Below are 15,588 nucleotides of genomic sequence, written 5' to 3' on the forward strand. Positions count from 1 at the left end.
CAACACCCCAGAAGAAGCACCAACTGCCTCGAACACCAGTGGCATTCATCAGCGAAGCCCACGAGTATATGACAGATCTGGGGCCGTGCAAGACCGGCTTAAAGAAACTTGAAAAGGGGCCTCTTCGAGCTCCCTCCATACAGAGCCCATCTCCCTGCCGCCAAGCCCTGACATTGGCTCCTCCGATAATCCGCGCCACATGGCACTCATCACACTCCTCGACGCCCAACTGGCGTTCGGTCACGTCCCGCTGCTGGATCATGCGGACTTTTCTCTTCTCGAATCAGAGCGCATCGGCCTGATCGGCCGCAATGGCGCTGGCAAGTCTTCTCTGCTCAAGATACTGGGCGGCCTGGAGAAGACCGACGACGGCACCCTCCAGTTGCAGCAGAACCTCCGGGTGGCCTATGTGGCCCAGGAACCTCTTCTGGATATGGATGCGGACGTCTTCACCGCAGCCAGCCAGGGCCTGGCCCCCGTCATTGCCATCCGCGATCTCTATCTCTCCGGCGCGGACGGCCTCGACCTGGATGCCCTCCAATCCCAGATCGAAGCCTTCGACGCCTGGAACTGGGAGCAGCGCGTGGAAGAAACGCTGCACCGCCTGCACCTCGATCGCGACGCCCGCGTCGGCTCTCTCTCCGGTGGCACCCGCAAGCGCGTCGCCCTGGCGCAGGCTCTGGTGGCAGCGCCAGACGTCCTCCTGCTGGACGAGCCCACCAACCACCTGGACCTCGACTCCATCGAATGGCTCGAACAGCTGCTGATCGACTTCAAGGGCAGCGTCGTTACTGTCACCCATGACCGCAGCTTCCTGAACCGCGTCGCCACCCGCATCGTGGAGCTGGACCGAGGCAAGCTGGGCTCCTACCCCGGCAACTTCGAGCAATACCTGCTGCAGAAGGAAGAGCAGCTCGCCCAGGAGGCCGTCATCAGCGCCAAGGCCGACAAGCTCCTGGCCCAGGAAGAAATCTGGATCCGCAAGGGCGTGGAAGCCCGCCGCACCCGCAGCCAGAGCCGCATCACCCGCCTGCAGGAACTGCGCGCCAGCCGCGTCGCCCGCCGGGAAGTGCAAGGCAGCGTCAACATGGACGTCGCCTCCGGCCAGTCCAGCGGCAAGATCGTGGCCGAGCTCACCGAGGCCACCAAATCCTTCGGCGAAAAGACCGTCATCCGCAAGTTCAGCGGCACCATCCTGCGCGGCGACAAGGTCGGGCTGCTCGGCCCCAACGGCGCGGGCAAGACGACCCTGCTGAAGCTGATCCTGGGCGAGCTCGAACCCGACAGCGGCAAGATCCGCCGCGGCACCAACCTGCAGGTGGCGTACTTCGACCAGATGCGCGACAAGCTCGACCTCGACGCCACCCTGGAAGACTTCATCAGCCCCGGCAGCGAGTGGATCGAGATCGGCTCGCAGAAGAAACACGTCAAGAGCTACCTCTCGGACTTCCTCTTCTCCCCCGCGCGCGCCAACTCCCCCGTGCGCTCGCTCAGCGGCGGCGAGCGCAACCGCCTGCTGCTGGCGCGCTTGTTCGCGCGACCGGCCAACGTGCTGGTACTCGACGAGCCGACCAACGACCTCGACATCGACACCCTGGAGCTGCTCGAAAACCTGCTGCAGGACTACGACGGCACCGTGTTCCTCGTGAGCCACGACCGGACCTTCCTCGACAACGTGGTCACCAGCACCATCGCCTACGAAGGCGACGGCAGCTGGCGCGAGTACGAAGGCAGCGTGCAGGACTGGCTGATCCAGTCCAAGCGCGCCCGCGAGATCGCCGAGCAGCGCGCGGCCGCGGCACCCGCCCCGACGCCAGCCCCCGCACCCGCCCCGGCCGCCGCGGAAGCCTCCGCCCCCAAGGCAGCAGGCGCCCGCAAGAAGCTCTCCTATAAAGAGCAGCGCGAACTCGACACCCTCCCCGCCCAGATCGCAGCCCTCGAAGCCGAGCAGACGCGCATCACCGAAATGCTCGAACTCGACGGCGGCGCCATCTACGCCAGCGACGCGTCGCGCGCCGCCGAACTGGCCGAGCGCCACGCCAGGATCGACGACGAGCTGCTCGCCGCGCTGGAGCGCCAGGAAGAGCTCACCGCCGGACGCTGACACCCGTCGGCACCGATCGTCCGCCCGTCCGACGCCGGGCGGGCGCCGACTAGGCTATATATGCGGCTCACCCTTCCAAGCCCCGGGAAAGCCGCATGCCTTCTTCCTTCCAGACGTTCTTGCGCCGATCCACTGCGCTTCTCGCGCTGCTGATCCTCGGTGCCTGCGCACAGCTGCCCCAGAACGTCGACCGGCCCGTCTCGACCGCTCTCGCCTCACCAGCCGCCGGCACCGCGATGGCCGATCTGGTGCAGCAGCGCCGGCAGACCGACAAGGCCCGCTACGAATCCGGCTTCCTGCTCCTGGGCGGTCCGCAGGCCGCCTACGGCAGCCGGCTCGCGCTGATCGAGGGTGCCCAGAAGACGCTGGACCTGCAGTACTACGCGATCCACGCCGATGCCAGCACCGGCCGCCTGCTGCGCGGCCTGCGCTCGGCGGCCGAGCGCGGCGTGCGGGTGCGCGTGCTGCTCGACGACTTCCACACCACCGGCCGCGACGCATTGGTGCTGGGCCTGGCCTTCATCCCGAACATCGAGATGCGCCTGTTCAACCCGCTGGCCGGCTCGCGCGACTCCACCTTCAGCCGCCTGCTCAATTCGATCGACGACGCCTCGCGCATCCAGCAGCGCATGCACAACAAGCTGTTCCTGGCCGACAACGTGCTCGGCGTCACGGGCGGGCGCAACCTCGGCGATGCGTATTTCGGCAACGCGACAAACGGCAACTTCGTCGATGTCGACGTGCTGGCGGCCGGACCCATCGTGCAAGACCTCTCGCGCAGCTTCGACAGCTACTGGAACAACGAGCGCGCCTACCCGGTGCAATCGCTGGTCACGCGCGAGGAACTGCAGGCCATGCGCGACCGCGCGCGCAAGGCCGACCAGGAGCTGGCCGAAGAATCTGCCAGCCAGCAGAAAGCCTCGGACAACGCCCCTCCCACCGCCGAACAGCGCGCCCGCGCATGGGACGAGAAGCCGCTGGACCTGCGCACCGCCACCTTCGTCTGGGCGCCAGCCGCGATGCTGGCGGACAAGCCCGGCAAGATCCCCGCCGACTCGGGCCCCGAAAGCGCGAAGGCGCCGGGCCTCGTGGTCAGCCGGCCCGGCGACAAGGCCGGCACCTCGCCCGGTGCGGCCTCGCTGGAAGCCGCGTCCGATCTGGCCGCCAGCGGCGACACCGTGGTCGAAGGCCTGCTGCAGCTGATCGGCCAGGCGCGCGCCGACCTGCTCATCATCTCGCCCTACTTCGTGCCCGGAAAAGACATGCTGCAAGCCTTTTCCGCAGCCCGCACCCGGGGCGTGCGCATCCGCGTGCTGACCAACTCGCTGGCCTCGAACGACGCGCCGGTGGCGCACGTGGGCTACGCACGCCACCGCGAGGAGTTGCTCGGAATGGGCATCGAGCTCTACGAACTGCGCAGCGAGCAGGCGGGCTTCGGCAACGTCTTCGGCTCCTCGGGCGGCAGCAGCGCCACCGGCGAATCGCGCGCCATGCTGCACTCCAAGGTGCTGGTGATGGACGGCCGTCTGCTGGTGGTCGGCTCGATGAACCTCGACCTGCGATCGCAACTGCAGAACACCGAGATCGCGCTACTGATCCGCAGCAACGAACTCTCGCGCGCCGCGTCCGAGCAGATCGAACGCGGCATGCGCGAGCGCTCGTGGCATGTCGAGCTGGTCGACGGCTCCCTGCTGTGGCGCGCGCCCGAGGGCAGCGGCCTGAAGGACACCACCACCGAGCCCGATGCCAGCGCCACGCTGCGGCTGCTGCTCAAGCTATTCGGGCCGCTGGCGCCCGACCAGCTTCTATAGACGCCGTCAGTGCTTGTGCTGGTGCGCCGAACCGCCTGCATCGGCACCTTCGGGCGCCCCCACCGGCAGCGTCACGTCCAGCGCGGTCTTCACGCCCTTGGCGTCCTCGAACTTCAGCGTCATCGGCACGGTCCCGCCCTTGGCCAGCGCGCCCTTCAGGTCCATCATCATCACGTGATAGCCGCCGGGCTTGAGCTCGACGGTCTGGCCCGCGGGCAGGTCGAGGCCGCCGGTCAGTTCGCGCATCTTCATGGTGTCGCCTTCCATCTTCATCTCGTGCACTTCGGCAATGCCGGCGGCCGGGGTGGAGATGCTCACCAGCTTCGCGCCGGTGGGCGCAGTGAGCTTCATGAAGGCACCGGTGCCGCTCTGGCCCGGCACCGACTGGCGCACCCAGCCGTCGCGCACGTCGACCGTGGCCACGCCCTGCGCCACCACGTTCAGCTTGGCGGCCGGGCTCTTCAGGCCGGCGGTCGAGCTGCCCGAGGCCGGCACCTCGGCCCAGTCGGCCACGCCGGTATCGCAGGTCTGCAGCACCTTGAACCACAGCGTGCCGGGCGTCGCGGGCACCTTGCCGCGCAGCACGAACTCGGCACGCTCGCTGCCGGGCAACGCGCTCTCGGGCTTTTCTGCCGTCCAGCGCACTTCGCCATCACCGCTCTTCTGCACGTCGAGCTTCCAGCCCTTGCGCTCCTGCGCGTCGCTCAGCACGAAGCCCTTGGGCAGGCGCACGGCGAGGCCGGTGGTGGCCTTGGCACCTTCGCAGGCGTGGCCGACACGGAAAGCGGCGTTGTAGTCGCTACCGACGGTGGCACCGCCCGGCGGCAGGGTGACGTGCGCCACGGCGGCGCCCATGCCCGCCAGCATGGCGCAGGCAGCGGCGGTCTTGAGGGCGGTCATCGAAGTCTTGTTCATATCGTGTCCTTGCAGTTGGAGTGAAAGAGTCAAAGGTCGAACTTGAGTTCGGCCACGTAGGTGCGCTGCGGGTACGGGTGGAAGGCCCAGTATTTGTTGTTGTTCAGGTTGTCTATGCCGAAGGACGCGCTCCATTGCTTGTCGATCCGGTAGCGTATGCGCGCGTCGACCACGAAGAACTTCGAGAAGCCCATGTACGCGAAGCCGTTGGGGTCGCTGTTGTCGAGCGTGCCGTACTGCTTGCCGCTGTAGCGCGCGCCGACGGTGTAGCTCCAGCTGGCGTCCGGCCGGTAGGTGGCGAGCAGCGTGGCGCGCACCTTCGGCACGCGCGGCTGGTCGTGGCCGACACTGGCGGGAAAGCCGCTGTTGGCGGTGATCTTCGAGCGGGTCAGCGTGAGGCTGCCGCCGAGGTCGAGCCCCCGCATGCCCACATCGACCGCATTCATCGCCACCTCGAGCCCGCGCGTGCGGATGGCGTCGACGTTCTGCACCGTGCTCACGAGGTTGGTGAGGGCCTGCGTGTAGAGCGCGTCCTTCGTGTTCTCGAAGAACAGCGTGGTGCGCAGCACGCCGTCGAGCCCCCAGCCCTTCAGGTCGCGCTCGGCGCTGAGCTCGGTGGTCCACGAGCGTTCGGGGCGCAGGTTCGGATTGGTGTTGATGATCTGGTTTCCGCTGATCGAGCCCTGGTAGAGCTCGCTCACCGTCGGCATGCGCACCGCGCGGCCGGTCGAGGCCTTGAGGAGCCAGTCGGACGTGCCCTGCCAGGCGATGGCGGCCTTGGGCGAGTCGTAGCTGTTCTTGCGCGGCGCAAAGTTCAGCAGCGTGGCCGCGCTGCCGAGCTGGCCGCCGTAGGCTTCCCAGCGCTCGTGGCGCAGGCCGAGCGTGGTCTTCCAGTCCTTCGCGAAGCGCCAGGTGTCCTGCACGTAGAGCGACTGCAGCCGGGTGTTGCCGTTGAAGGCCGAGAACGGCGTGACGGGCGATCCGCTGATCCAGTCGAGCGTGTTGCCGACGCTGGTGCGCAGGCGCGCCGTGTCCTGCTGGAAGCCGAAGTCGACCACGTGCGCGCCCACGCCCTCGGCCGAGCCGGTAGGCCGCCAGGTGCCGGCCGCCTTGAAGGTGTTCCAGCCGGAGCCGCCCATGTCGGTGGTGCGGCCCGGCCCGCCGCTGAAGGCGCCCGGCAGCGGCGTGGTGGGCGTGCGCGAGGTGTCGCTCGAATAGTCGAACAGGCTCGCCGCCACCTCCCAGTCGAACACGCCGCCGGTGTGGCTCTTCACCGAGAGGCCGTGCATGTAATGCGTGAGCGCGGTCTCGGTCGGTGCGAGCGCGGCGCTCGGTGAATCGAGGTTGTAGGTGCGTCCGCCGATGTTCACGCGGCCGCCGTACACCGGCCGCCCGAGCGCATCGCGCAGCCAGGTGTCGACGCCGCCGTGCGTGGTGTTGTTCCACGCGCCCAGCGTGTAGGTGGCGCGCACGGTAGGCGAGAAGTCGTACGCCACCTTGAGCTTGGCCTGCTCCTGCGTGGTGTCGTAGATGGTGGAGCCGCCCACCAGCCACCAGGGCTGGTTCGACGGGTTCAGTCCCAGCACCGCGCCGGTCACGGGCGTGCCTGCGCTGCCGACCGTGCCCGCGCTCACCAGCCGGTTGCCGAACACCAGCGCCTGCCCCTTGCTGTGAGTACGCGAGGCGCTGAGCCACCACGACCAGTCGCCGCTGCGGCTGCCCAGCGACAGGTCGAGCTGCTGGCCGGCCGGGGAGGAATGGCTGTTGTACAGATCGAAGTTCGACACGAAGCCGCTGAGCTTGACGTGCGCCTCCAGCTGCGTGGGCATGCGCGTCACGTAGTCGACCACCGCGCCCACCGAGTTGCCGGGGTAGGCAGCAGAGAACGGCCCGTAGAGCACGTCGACCCGCTCGATTTCTTCCGGCGACACCATGCCCCAGCGAGGCGCGTAGGTGGCGCCGTTGCCCAGCGGGTTCGACAGCATGATGCCGTCGGCATAGACCAGCGAGCGAGCGCTGTTGCCCGTGCCCGAGGCGCGGGTGGCGAGCACGGCATGGTTGAAGTCGCCGATGTAGCGCTTGCGCACGACCAGGCTCGGCAGGTACTTGAGCGCGTCTTCGCTGTCGGTGGCGTTGACGGTCTCGACGATCTGGTCGTGCGTCACGCCTTCGATGGTGGTGGGGATCTGCGCCGGCAGCGAGGTCGGCCGGCCGCCGCTCACGGTGACGGTGCTGAGCGAACGGCCACCGGTGCCGCTTTCAGGCGCTTCGGCGGGCTGCTGCTGCGCCAGCGCAGGCGCGCCAAGAGGAAATGCCATGGCGATCGCCAGGGCGCGGGAATGCTTTTTCAAGAGGAACCTTCTCCACGAAACTTCAAGCCAGACAGGCCGCACACGCAGTCGGTCGTGCGTATGCAGCTATGGTTTTGAGAGCGTCAGGAGAAAGTCGGGGGCCCGCGCGCCGGCAGCGGCGCCGCGGTGGCCGCGGCCAGGCGCGCGGCGGGAATGGACTGGACCACGCGGCCCAGCGGCAAGGGAAGATCGAAAACCGGAACCGCCATGGCCGGCGGCGGCGCGCCGGTCAGCACGCACAGCGGGCAGTCCATGTGCGAGGCGCCCATTTCCTGCGCGCCGTCTTCGGTATGGACTACCACCTTGATCGAGCCGGCGCTGGAGCACACAAGCTCCATCGACTGCGGATTCACCAGCGGCGACGCCACCGCCACGCCCAGCGACATCACGAACCACAGCAGCACCCAGCGGCCGACGAGGCCGAGGAAGCGGGTGTGGGTTCGCAGCGCGTGCATGGCGGGCGATTATCTGCGCACTTTGCCCTTGGCGGCAGGGGCCGCGGCCTTGGCTGGCGCTTTGGCGGGGGCCTTGGCGCCCCTGGCAGCGGGTGCCGCCTTCGTCGATTTGCCGCCCTTCTGCACCGCCTGCCCGCGCTGGCCCTTCACGGCCTTGCCGCCGCGCACGGCCCTTGGCGCGGGCGATGGCGCCGCGAGCGCAGGCATCGGCTGCGCCGTCTGCGCCTGTGCGTTGGTCAGCACCGGCGTCACGGTGAAGCCGCGCGCAGCCATCAGCGTGGGCAACCCCTGCGGGCCGATCATGTGCAACGCCCCGACCGCCGCGAACACGCCCTTGCCGCCGGCGTGCAGGCGCTCGATGCCATCGGCCAGGTTCGGGTTGCGGTCGTCGAGCAGGCGCTTCATCAGCCGCTGCTCGGCGGACGTCTTGAGGCAGTCGCACCACTCGGGATAGCTAGCCAGTTTGGCCGCGTCGCTGCGCGCCCAGACATCGGCCAGTTCCTTGAGCTGGCCGCGCAGCTTGCCGGACTCCAGCTCGTCGAGTGCCGCATCGACCTGCTCGGCTTCTTCGGCTTCGGATTCGCCCGTCAGCACCTTGATCTGTTCAGCCGCGTTTTCGAGCGCGACGATCGGCTTGCTGCTGTTGCGGGCGGAGACCGCCAGCGTCTCGTCCACGCCGAATTCCGGGTACAGCCCGTCAGCACGCCCCGCCAGGCCGGCCAGCGCCGTGACCTGCAGGATCGGCTGCAGCTTCGACAGCGTTCCCGGCGGCACGCAGGCTTCAGAGTTCTGGCGCTCCAGCCGGCGGGCGCGCTCGCCGCTGAGCATGCGCGCCAGCAGCTCCGGGTCGGCCGGCCGGGCCATGGCGCGGGCGGTGGCCTCGTCGCGCAGGTCGAGTTCCAGCGCGAGGGTATCGCTCTGCGCCAGCGCCTTCTGGATGGTCGGGCCGGGCCGTACCCAGTCGCCGCGGCCGACGTGGATGGTGCCGTAGAGCCACGAGGTGCGCCCGTCGCGCTCGATGCGCCAGAGCACCCCGCGGTCGACGCCGTTGCGCACGCCCATGCCCGGCTTCTCGAGGCTGGCGATGGCCGATGGCGGGCAGGCGGCATGCGCCGCCGCGAAGCTGAACACACAGCACGCGCCGGTCAGGATCTGGCGCGGCATGCGCCGGAAATCCGGCGCGGAAGGAAGAAGAGAGAGGATGTCGCGCATCCGCGCGATGACATGCATGCCGCGCATCCGCGCGGCGAGGACCCGGAGTATCCGCAAGGCTTGCTCCACGATGAAAGAAAGTCCGGCATTCTCACAGCACCGCTGCCCATAATCCGAAACCATGCAGAGCATCTTCCACCTTGCCTTCAACGTTCGCGACCTCGACGGCGCCCGCCGCTTCTATGGCAACGTGCTCGGCTGCGCCGAAGGCCGCAGCACCGACACCTGGGTCGACTTCGACTTCTTCGGCCACCAGATTTCCCTTCACCTCGGCGAACCCTTCGCCACCGCCCGCACCGGCCGCGTCGGCGACGTGATGGTGCCGATGCCGCATTTCGGCCTCGCGCTGGCCCTGCCCGACTGGCAGGCGATGGCCGCGCGGCTCGAAGCCGCCGGCACCGAGTTCGTGCTGAAGCCGCAGGTGCGCTTCGAGGGCCAGCCGGGCGAGCAATGGACGATGTTCTTCTTCGACCCGTTCGGCAACCCGATCGAGATCAAGGGCTTGCGCTCCCTCGAAACGCTGTACGACAAGTGAAATGACCCCGCGCCGGATCGCCCCTCGCGGCGCCGCCGCACTCTTCGCACTCCTCTGTGCCACGGCGGCGCACGCGCAGCTCGACTGCGAGCTCAACGGCCGCAGCGTGAACCCGGCCAACGGCAGCAGCACCGCCGGCAAGACCGGCCTGCTGCGCTGCAAGGACCACGCAACCGGCGAGCTGCAGCGCGAAGAGCAGATCCAGAACGGCGTGTCGATGGGCCTGGTGCGCATCTACGAGAAGGGCAAGCTCGCCAAGGAGCACAGCCTCAACGCCAAGGGCAACCTGCACGGCCGCGCCCGCGAGTTCTCGCCCACGGGCCGCGTACTGCGCGACGCCACCTACGACGACGGCCAGGAGCGCGGGCTGGTGCGCAACTTCTACCCCGACGGCAAGCTGCGGCGCGCCATCTTCTATCCCGACACCGGCAGCGGCAGCGAACGCGCGTCGGTCGAATTCACCGAGAACGGCCAGCTTTCGGCCCTGCGCTGCGCGGACGCGCCCACGCTCGCGCCGGTGGCGGACGACGCCAAGCTCTGCGGCTTCACGGGCACCGGCCCGTCGCAGGTCGACCTGTTCGACGCGCGTGGCAGCCTGCGTTCGCGGCTTTCTTTCGTGTCGGGCAAGCGGGTGCGCTCGCAGAGCTTCTACGACAACGGCAAGACCGCATCGCTGGACGAAACCGTGGGCAACCAGCGCACCGAGCAGAACTACTCGTCCGAAGGCGTGAAGCGCCGCGAGACGGTGTACCTGCTGGTCGAGCGCGCGAGCATCCGCGTGCGCGAGCAGGCCTTCTCCGAAAAGGGCACGCTGGTGCGCGACCAGCGCTGGAACAGCGCGGGCGAGCCGATCGTCGACGACGGCTACTACCTCAACGGCCAGCCGCGCAGCAAGTCGGCATACAGCGGCAGCGGCGACGCGCGCGCGGTCGAGATCACCGAGTTCTACGACAGCGGCCAGCGCGCCGCGCAGGGCCGCTACGAGATCGCGGGCCGCAACCGGCAGATTCCGGTCGGCACCCACCAGCGCTTCAGCGAGAAGGGCACGCTGCTGGCCGAGTCGAGCTTCGACGCCAAGGGCCGCGTGACGCGCGAGCGCACCTGGGACGAAAGCGGCGAATTGCAGCGCGACGACGAAGTCCTCGAAGACGGCTCGCGAAAGGCGTTCACCCGCTAGGGGCAAACGCCCGCTGCCGGCATCAGTCCAGCTTGATGCCAGCCTGCTTGATGATCGGGCCCCAGCGCTTCGACTCCGCGCGCGACAGCGCCGCGAACTGCGCCGGCGAGCCCGGCATCGCCTCCATGCCGAAGTCTTCGAAACGCTTCTGCACGGCGGGCGTGCCGAAGGCCTTGTTCAGGTCGCCGTTGAGCCTGTTCACCACCGCGGGCGGCAGGCCGGCCGGGCCGAGGATGCCCTGGAACGCGAACACTTCGGTGTTGGGCACGCCCACTTCGGCCAGCGTCGGCACGTTGGGCAGCAGCTTGCTGCGCGCGCCCGAGCCGATGGCCAGCACCCGCACCTTGTTGCTCTGCATGATCGACAGGCCCGAGGCCAGGTCGAGGAACATGCAGGGCACCTGCCCGCCCATCACGTCGGCCATGGCCGGCGCCGCGCCGCGGTACGGAATGTGGGTGATGAAGGTGCCGGTGCGCACCTTGAACATTTCCATTGCCAGGTGGTGCGGCGAGCCGTTGCCGGGCGAGGCGTAGTTGACCTTGCCGGGATTGGCCTTCACGTAGGCCAGGAACTCCTTGAAGTTCTTCGCCGGGAAGTCCGGATGCACCACCAGCGCGAGCGGAAACTTGCCGATCGCGCCGATGTAGGTGAAGTCTCTTTCGGGGTTGAACGGCAGCTTGCTGAACAGGTGCTCGTTGAAGGCCAGCACGGCGTTGTCGGCCGAGAGGATCGTGTAGCCGTCGGGCTTGCTCTTGGCGACGAGGTCGGCGCCGATGTTGGTCGAGGCGCCGGGGCGGTTGTCGACCACGATCTGCTGGCCCAGCGTCTGGCGCATCGATTCGGCCAGCACGCGCGCGATCACGTCGGTGCCGCCGCCCGCCGGATAGGGCACGACCCACTTGATGAGCTGCGCGGGGTATTCCTGCGCATGGGCGAAAGGCGTGGCGGCCACTGCGGCGCCGGAAGCGAGCGTGGCGAGAAGGGTGCGGCGATCCATGGATCAGTCTCCAGTCGTTTGTAATTGGTTTGGAAATCAGGAAGCGGACAGCGATGGTACGGGCAGCGCGCGCAGCGCATCGGCCAGCGCGGCGCGGCAGCGCGCCTCGTCTCCGACCTGCTCGAACAGCAGCAGCGCAAGCCGCGCCAGGAACAGCGATTCGCGCTCGGCGCCCGCCTCGGTGATGGCGCGTGCGCACTCGGCATAGAGGCGGTCGCGGGCGTCGGGGTTCAGCGGTGTCGTGGTCATGCGAGGGGCTCCTGGGCCGCGCGGGCCAGTGCAGGTTGCAGGGCGCCGGGCGGCAGGCGATGCCAGCGCGCGGCCACGTGGCCATCGGGACGCAGCAGATAGACCGCGCCGTCTTGCGCGCCGAGCGCTTCGAAGACGACGAGAGATGCATGCACGTCGGCGCCGTCGATGCCCGGGGCCGCGATGCTGCGCACGACGAAGGGCAGCGCGCCCTGCAGTGCCTGCGCAATGTCGGCTGCAGGCAGCGGGGCCACATCGGGCCGCAGCACCAGCAGCGTGAAGGTCGGCGCGATCCAGTCGGTGAGGTGGCCTTGCGCGAGTTGTTGCTCGGGCATCACCTCGCCCGGCAGCGGACCCATCGGCAGTCCGTCACCCTCGCTAGACAGTGGCGAATCGACATAGCGCACGGCCTGCGTCTGGCGCGGATTGATGAGCTGCGCAATGCCGCGATGCGCTTCCGACAGCGACAGCGCCGCCTCGCGCAGCAGGTCGAAGCCCCGAGATGGCGGCGACATGAACTCGGTGCTGCGCATCGCGTTCTCGGCGTTCACATGGAAGGCCGCGATGCGCTCCTGCGAGTACGAGTCGAGCAGCGCCGCATCTGACAACCCCCTTGCCACGAACGCCAGCTTCCACGCGAGGTTGTCCACATCGTCGAAGCCCGAGTTGAGCCCGCGCACGCCGAAGATCGGCATTGCATGCGCCGCGTTGCCCGCGAACACGACGCGGCCGTGGCGATAGCTGTCGAGCGTCATCGCGCCGGCGCGGTAGACCGAGGTCCACACCGTCTTCCACGGCAGGTGGCCTTCGCCGATGGCGTCGAGGTGGCGCTGCACGAACTCGGCCACGGCCGGCGGCTGCAGCGCTTCTTCGGTGCTCTGGCCGGGGCGCAGCTGGTAGTCGATGCGCCAGATGTCGTCGGGCTGGCGATGCATCAGCACGGTCGAGCCGGGGTTCCACGGCGGGTCGAACCACGCGCGACGCTCGGTGGGGTGGCCGCTGTGCAGCTCGATGTCGATGATCACGTAGCGGCCTTCGTAGCCCGTGCCCTCGAGCGCGAGCCCCATCGCCTTGCGCACGAAGCTCTGGCCGCCGTCGCAGGCTGCGAGCCACTGTCCGTGCAGCCGGTAGGCGCCTTCGGCGTTGCGCACGTCGAGCGTCACGCCCTCATCGCTTTGCGCGAGACCGGTGAGCTCGGTGCCCCAGCGGATGTCGATGAGCCCCGGGGTCTGCTCGTTGCGGCGGAAGATTTCTTCCAGCAGATAGTGCTCGGCGTAGTACTGCTCGAGGTTGATCATCGGCGGCAGCTTTTGCTGCGCGTCGTGCGGCATCTCGAAGCGGAACACTTCGGCCGTCTTGTAGAAGCTGCGACCGCCAGTCCACGGCAGGCCCTTGGTCATGAAGCCGGGCAGTACGCCGAGCCGCTCCATGATTTCAAGGCTGCGCCGCGAGATGCAGGCCGCGCGGCTGCCCACGCACACCGTGTCGTCGGCTTCGAGGATCACGCTGCGCACGCCGTGGTTCGCGAGCCCCAGCGCGAGCGCCATGCCGACCGGCCCACCGCCCGCGATCACCACTGGATGGCGGCCGGGTTCGATACCGCCTTCTTCGAGCGGCGGCGTCCAGGGCTTGTAGCGCGTGTAGTGGAAGGCGCCGACCGACGGCGGCAGTTCAGTGGCGCTGGCCGGCGGAGGCACGGGGCCGCTGGCGGCATCGGGAGAGTTCGTCATCCGACGGGATTGTCCCGATGCGCGGGGGCCGTCAATGTCATAACTTCGTACGAGGTACTTACCCGAACTGCTCTTCTTTTTCTTCACGCATGAGACGCTGGCGCATCCACCCGACCGACACCGCGCTGGCCGCAGCCGTCGTCGGCGACGTGCTCTCCGGCGTGGGCACGCCGCATCTGGCAACCAGCTACCTCAAGGCGATGCAGCGCGTGATGCCGGTGACTTTCTGCACCGTGTTCGTGGTCGATGCCACCGGCCGCATCGAGGCGGTGTCTGCCGCCAGCAGCTACGGCAGCACGGCAGAGCGCACCACCGAACGCTATGTGGCGCAGCGCTTCGACCTGCTCGACCCGAACATGGCCTGGCTCGCTGCTCGCAAGCTGCCGAAGCGCGCGCAGCTATGGCTGGGCCACCAGCACGCCGACGAAGTGGCCGACCCGGCCTACCGCGCCGCCTGCTATGGCGACGTCGGCATCCGCGAGCGCGCGTCGGTGCTGTTGCTGCTGCCCACGGGGCAGCGCGTGGCGGTGAGCTTCTACCGCAGCCTTGCGCAGCCGGAGTTCGGTGTGGAGGACTTCGCGCGCATCGAGGCGCACGCCACGCTGCTGGCCGACGCCACCGCGGCGCATGGCCGCAGCGCTGTGGCCGTAAGGGAGGCGGTGGAGCCCACGCTGGCCTCGCGGCTGCTGAGGCTGAGCCTGCGCGAACGCGAGGTCATCGGCCACCTGATGGCTGGGAAGACGGCGAAAGAAGCGGCGCGCGAGATCGGCGTGGAGCTGACGACTGTGCGCACGCATCAGTACCGGGCGTTCCGGCGGCTGGGGATACGGTCGCAGAAAGAACTGCTGCGCGGCGCCGGTCCGGGCTGAAACGCGGCTTCAGTCTTCCGCGGTCTCTTCCTGCGCCGCGGCGGGCTTCACCAGCGACACCGGCGCCTCCTTCGGCCGCCCGGCCGTCGACACGATCTCCTGATCGATCGCACCGAACAGCGAACGCCCGTCGAGCCCCTTCATCTCGATGCGGATCGTGTCGCCGAACTTCATGAAGTCGGTATAGGGCTGGCCGGTCTGGATGGTCTCGATGCAGCGCTTCTCGGCGATGCACGAATAGCCCTTGGGCCAGTCCATGTGGCCGTTCTTCTCCACGCCCTTGTTGCTCACGGTGCCGCTGCCCACGATGCTGCCGGCGCGCACGTTGCGCGTCTTGGCGATGTGGGAGATGAGCTGGCCGAAGTGGAAGGTCATTTCCGGGCCGGCGTCGCACATGCCGACCTTGCGGCCGTTCCAGCTGCTTTGCAGCGCCAGGTGCACGCGGCCGTCCTGCCAGGCCTCGCCGATCTCGTCGAGCGTCACGGCCACGGGGCTGAAGGCGGTGGCGGGCTTGCTCTGGAAGAAGCCAAAGCCCTTGGCCAGCTCGGCCGGAATCAGGTTGCGCAGGCTCACGTCGTTGGCCAGCATCACGAGGCGGATGCCGTCGAGTGCCTGGTCGGGCGTGGAGCCCATGCGCACGTCGCCGGTGATGACGGCGATCTCGGCCTCGAAGTCGATGCCCATGGCTTCATTGGGCACGATCACGTCGTCGGTCGGGCCGAGGAAGTCGTCGCTGCCGCCCTGGTACATCAGCGGGTCGGTGTAGAAGCTCTCGGGCACTTCGGCGTTGCGCGCCTTGCGCACCAGCTCGACGTGGTTGATGTAGGCCGAGCCATCAGCCCACTGGTAGGCGCGCGGCAGCGGGGCCATGCACATCGACGGGTCGAAGGGGAAGGCGTGGCGCGCGCGGCCGGTGTTGAGGGAGTCGTACAGGTCCTGCAGCTGCGGGCTCATGAAGCCCCAGTCGTCCAGCACCTGCTGCAGCCGGCTCGCGATGCCGGTGGCGTAGTGGGCGAGCGTGAGGTCGCGCGAGACAACGACGAGCTGGCCGTCGCGCGAGCCGTCCTTCAGGGTGGCGAGTTTCATGATGCGGTGCCTGCGTGATGGCGCGGGACACGGCGCGTGCACGAGGCCGGGCGCCGCTCCCACTTAAACTGGTTGAACGGGCGGCAGTGTACCGAGG

General features: G+C 68.5%; 13 protein-coding genes. 5 read left to right on the top strand and 8 right to left on the bottom strand.

The features are described 5' to 3' along the window. Window positions 1-199 precede the first annotated feature (199 nt). Window positions 200-2,104 (top strand): ATP-binding cassette domain-containing protein, encoded by a 1,905-nt coding sequence (locus AC07O3_RS04515; protein WP_495338693.1) that lies wholly within the window; start codon window positions 200-202, stop codon window positions 2,102-2,104. Window positions 2,105-2,199: 95 nt separating this feature from the next. Then, the gene (locus AC07O3_RS04520) at window positions 2,200-3,915 is read left to right on the top strand and encodes a phospholipase D family protein (RefSeq protein ID WP_097197871.1); all 1,716 of its coding nucleotides are present in this window, start codon (window positions 2,200-2,202) and stop codon (window positions 3,913-3,915) included. A 6-nt stretch (window positions 3,916-3,921) separates the two neighbouring features. Here AC07O3_RS04520 and AC07O3_RS04525 read toward each other — a convergent pair whose 3' ends face one another. The 4 genes from AC07O3_RS04525 to AC07O3_RS04540 form a co-directional block, all read right to left on the bottom strand. Continuing rightward, window positions 3,922-4,830 (bottom strand): copper chaperone PCu(A)C domain-containing protein, encoded by a 909-nt coding sequence (locus AC07O3_RS04525; RefSeq protein ID WP_495338694.1) that lies wholly within the window; start codon window positions 4,828-4,830, stop codon window positions 3,922-3,924. 29 nt (window positions 4,831-4,859) lie between these two features. Then, window positions 4,860-7,148, bottom strand: a complete 2,289-nt coding sequence (locus tag AC07O3_RS04530; protein WP_495338695.1) for a TonB-dependent receptor — start codon at window positions 7,146-7,148, stop codon at window positions 4,860-4,862. Between the two features lie 116 nt (window positions 7,149-7,264). Beyond that, window positions 7,265-7,636: a DUF2946 family protein gene (locus AC07O3_RS04535; protein WP_093079084.1), complete on the bottom strand. Its 372-nt coding sequence runs from the start codon at window positions 7,634-7,636 to the stop codon at window positions 7,265-7,267. 9 nt (window positions 7,637-7,645) lie between these two features. Then, on the bottom strand, window positions 7,646-8,866 hold the full coding sequence (locus AC07O3_RS04540; protein WP_495338696.1) for a TraB/GumN family protein: 1,221 nt from the start codon (window positions 8,864-8,866) through the stop codon (window positions 7,646-7,648). A 103-nt stretch (window positions 8,867-8,969) separates the two neighbouring features. On the opposite strand from AC07O3_RS04540, the gene AC07O3_RS04545 reads away from it, so the two are divergent. Together AC07O3_RS04545 and AC07O3_RS04550 are read left to right on the top strand one after the other, a co-directional pair. Then, the gene (locus AC07O3_RS04545) at window positions 8,970-9,383 is read left to right on the top strand and encodes a VOC family protein (protein WP_495338697.1); all 414 of its coding nucleotides are present in this window, start codon (window positions 8,970-8,972) and stop codon (window positions 9,381-9,383) included. 1 nt (window position 9,384) lies between these two features. After that, window positions 9,385-10,560, top strand: coding sequence for a toxin-antitoxin system YwqK family antitoxin (locus AC07O3_RS04550; protein ID WP_495338698.1), 1,176 nt, complete (start codon window positions 9,385-9,387; stop codon window positions 10,558-10,560). A 22-nt stretch (window positions 10,561-10,582) separates the two neighbouring features. Here AC07O3_RS04550 and AC07O3_RS04555 read toward each other — a convergent pair whose 3' ends face one another. Genes AC07O3_RS04555 through AC07O3_RS04565 form a run of 3 tightly spaced genes read right to left on the bottom strand, consistent with a single transcriptional unit; the run spans window position 10,583 to window position 13,536 of the window. Then, a complete protein-coding gene (locus tag AC07O3_RS04555; protein ID WP_093059945.1) occupies window positions 10,583-11,557 on the bottom strand; it encodes a Bug family tripartite tricarboxylate transporter substrate binding protein in 975 nt (324 codons plus the stop codon). A 36-nt stretch (window positions 11,558-11,593) separates the two neighbouring features. Next, entirely contained in the window at window positions 11,594-11,806 is a 213-nt protein-coding gene (locus AC07O3_RS04560) for a DUF2783 domain-containing protein (RefSeq protein ID WP_093178406.1), read from the bottom strand. Then, window positions 11,803-13,536 (bottom strand): FAD-dependent monooxygenase, encoded by a 1,734-nt coding sequence (locus tag AC07O3_RS04565; RefSeq protein WP_495338699.1) that lies wholly within the window; start codon window positions 13,534-13,536, stop codon window positions 11,803-11,805. Before AC07O3_RS04565 ends, AC07O3_RS04560 begins: the two co-directional genes overlap by 4 nt. An 89-nt stretch (window positions 13,537-13,625) precedes the next feature. Here AC07O3_RS04565 and AC07O3_RS04570 point away from each other — a divergent pair, with 89 nt between their 5' ends. After that, window positions 13,626-14,405 (top strand): helix-turn-helix transcriptional regulator, encoded by a 780-nt coding sequence (locus tag AC07O3_RS04570; protein WP_495338700.1) that lies wholly within the window; start codon window positions 13,626-13,628, stop codon window positions 14,403-14,405. Window positions 14,406-14,414: 9 nt separating this feature from the next. Here the strand turns inward: AC07O3_RS04570 and AC07O3_RS04575 are convergent, their stop codons facing one another. Next, complete coding sequence (locus tag AC07O3_RS04575) at window positions 14,415-15,491, bottom strand: fumarylacetoacetate hydrolase family protein (RefSeq protein ID WP_495338701.1); 1,077 nt, start codon at window positions 15,489-15,491, stop codon at window positions 14,415-14,417. Between the last annotated feature and the right edge of the window lie 97 nt (window positions 15,492-15,588).

This window comes from Variovorax sp. GW821-FHT09D05, assembly GCF_059416325.1.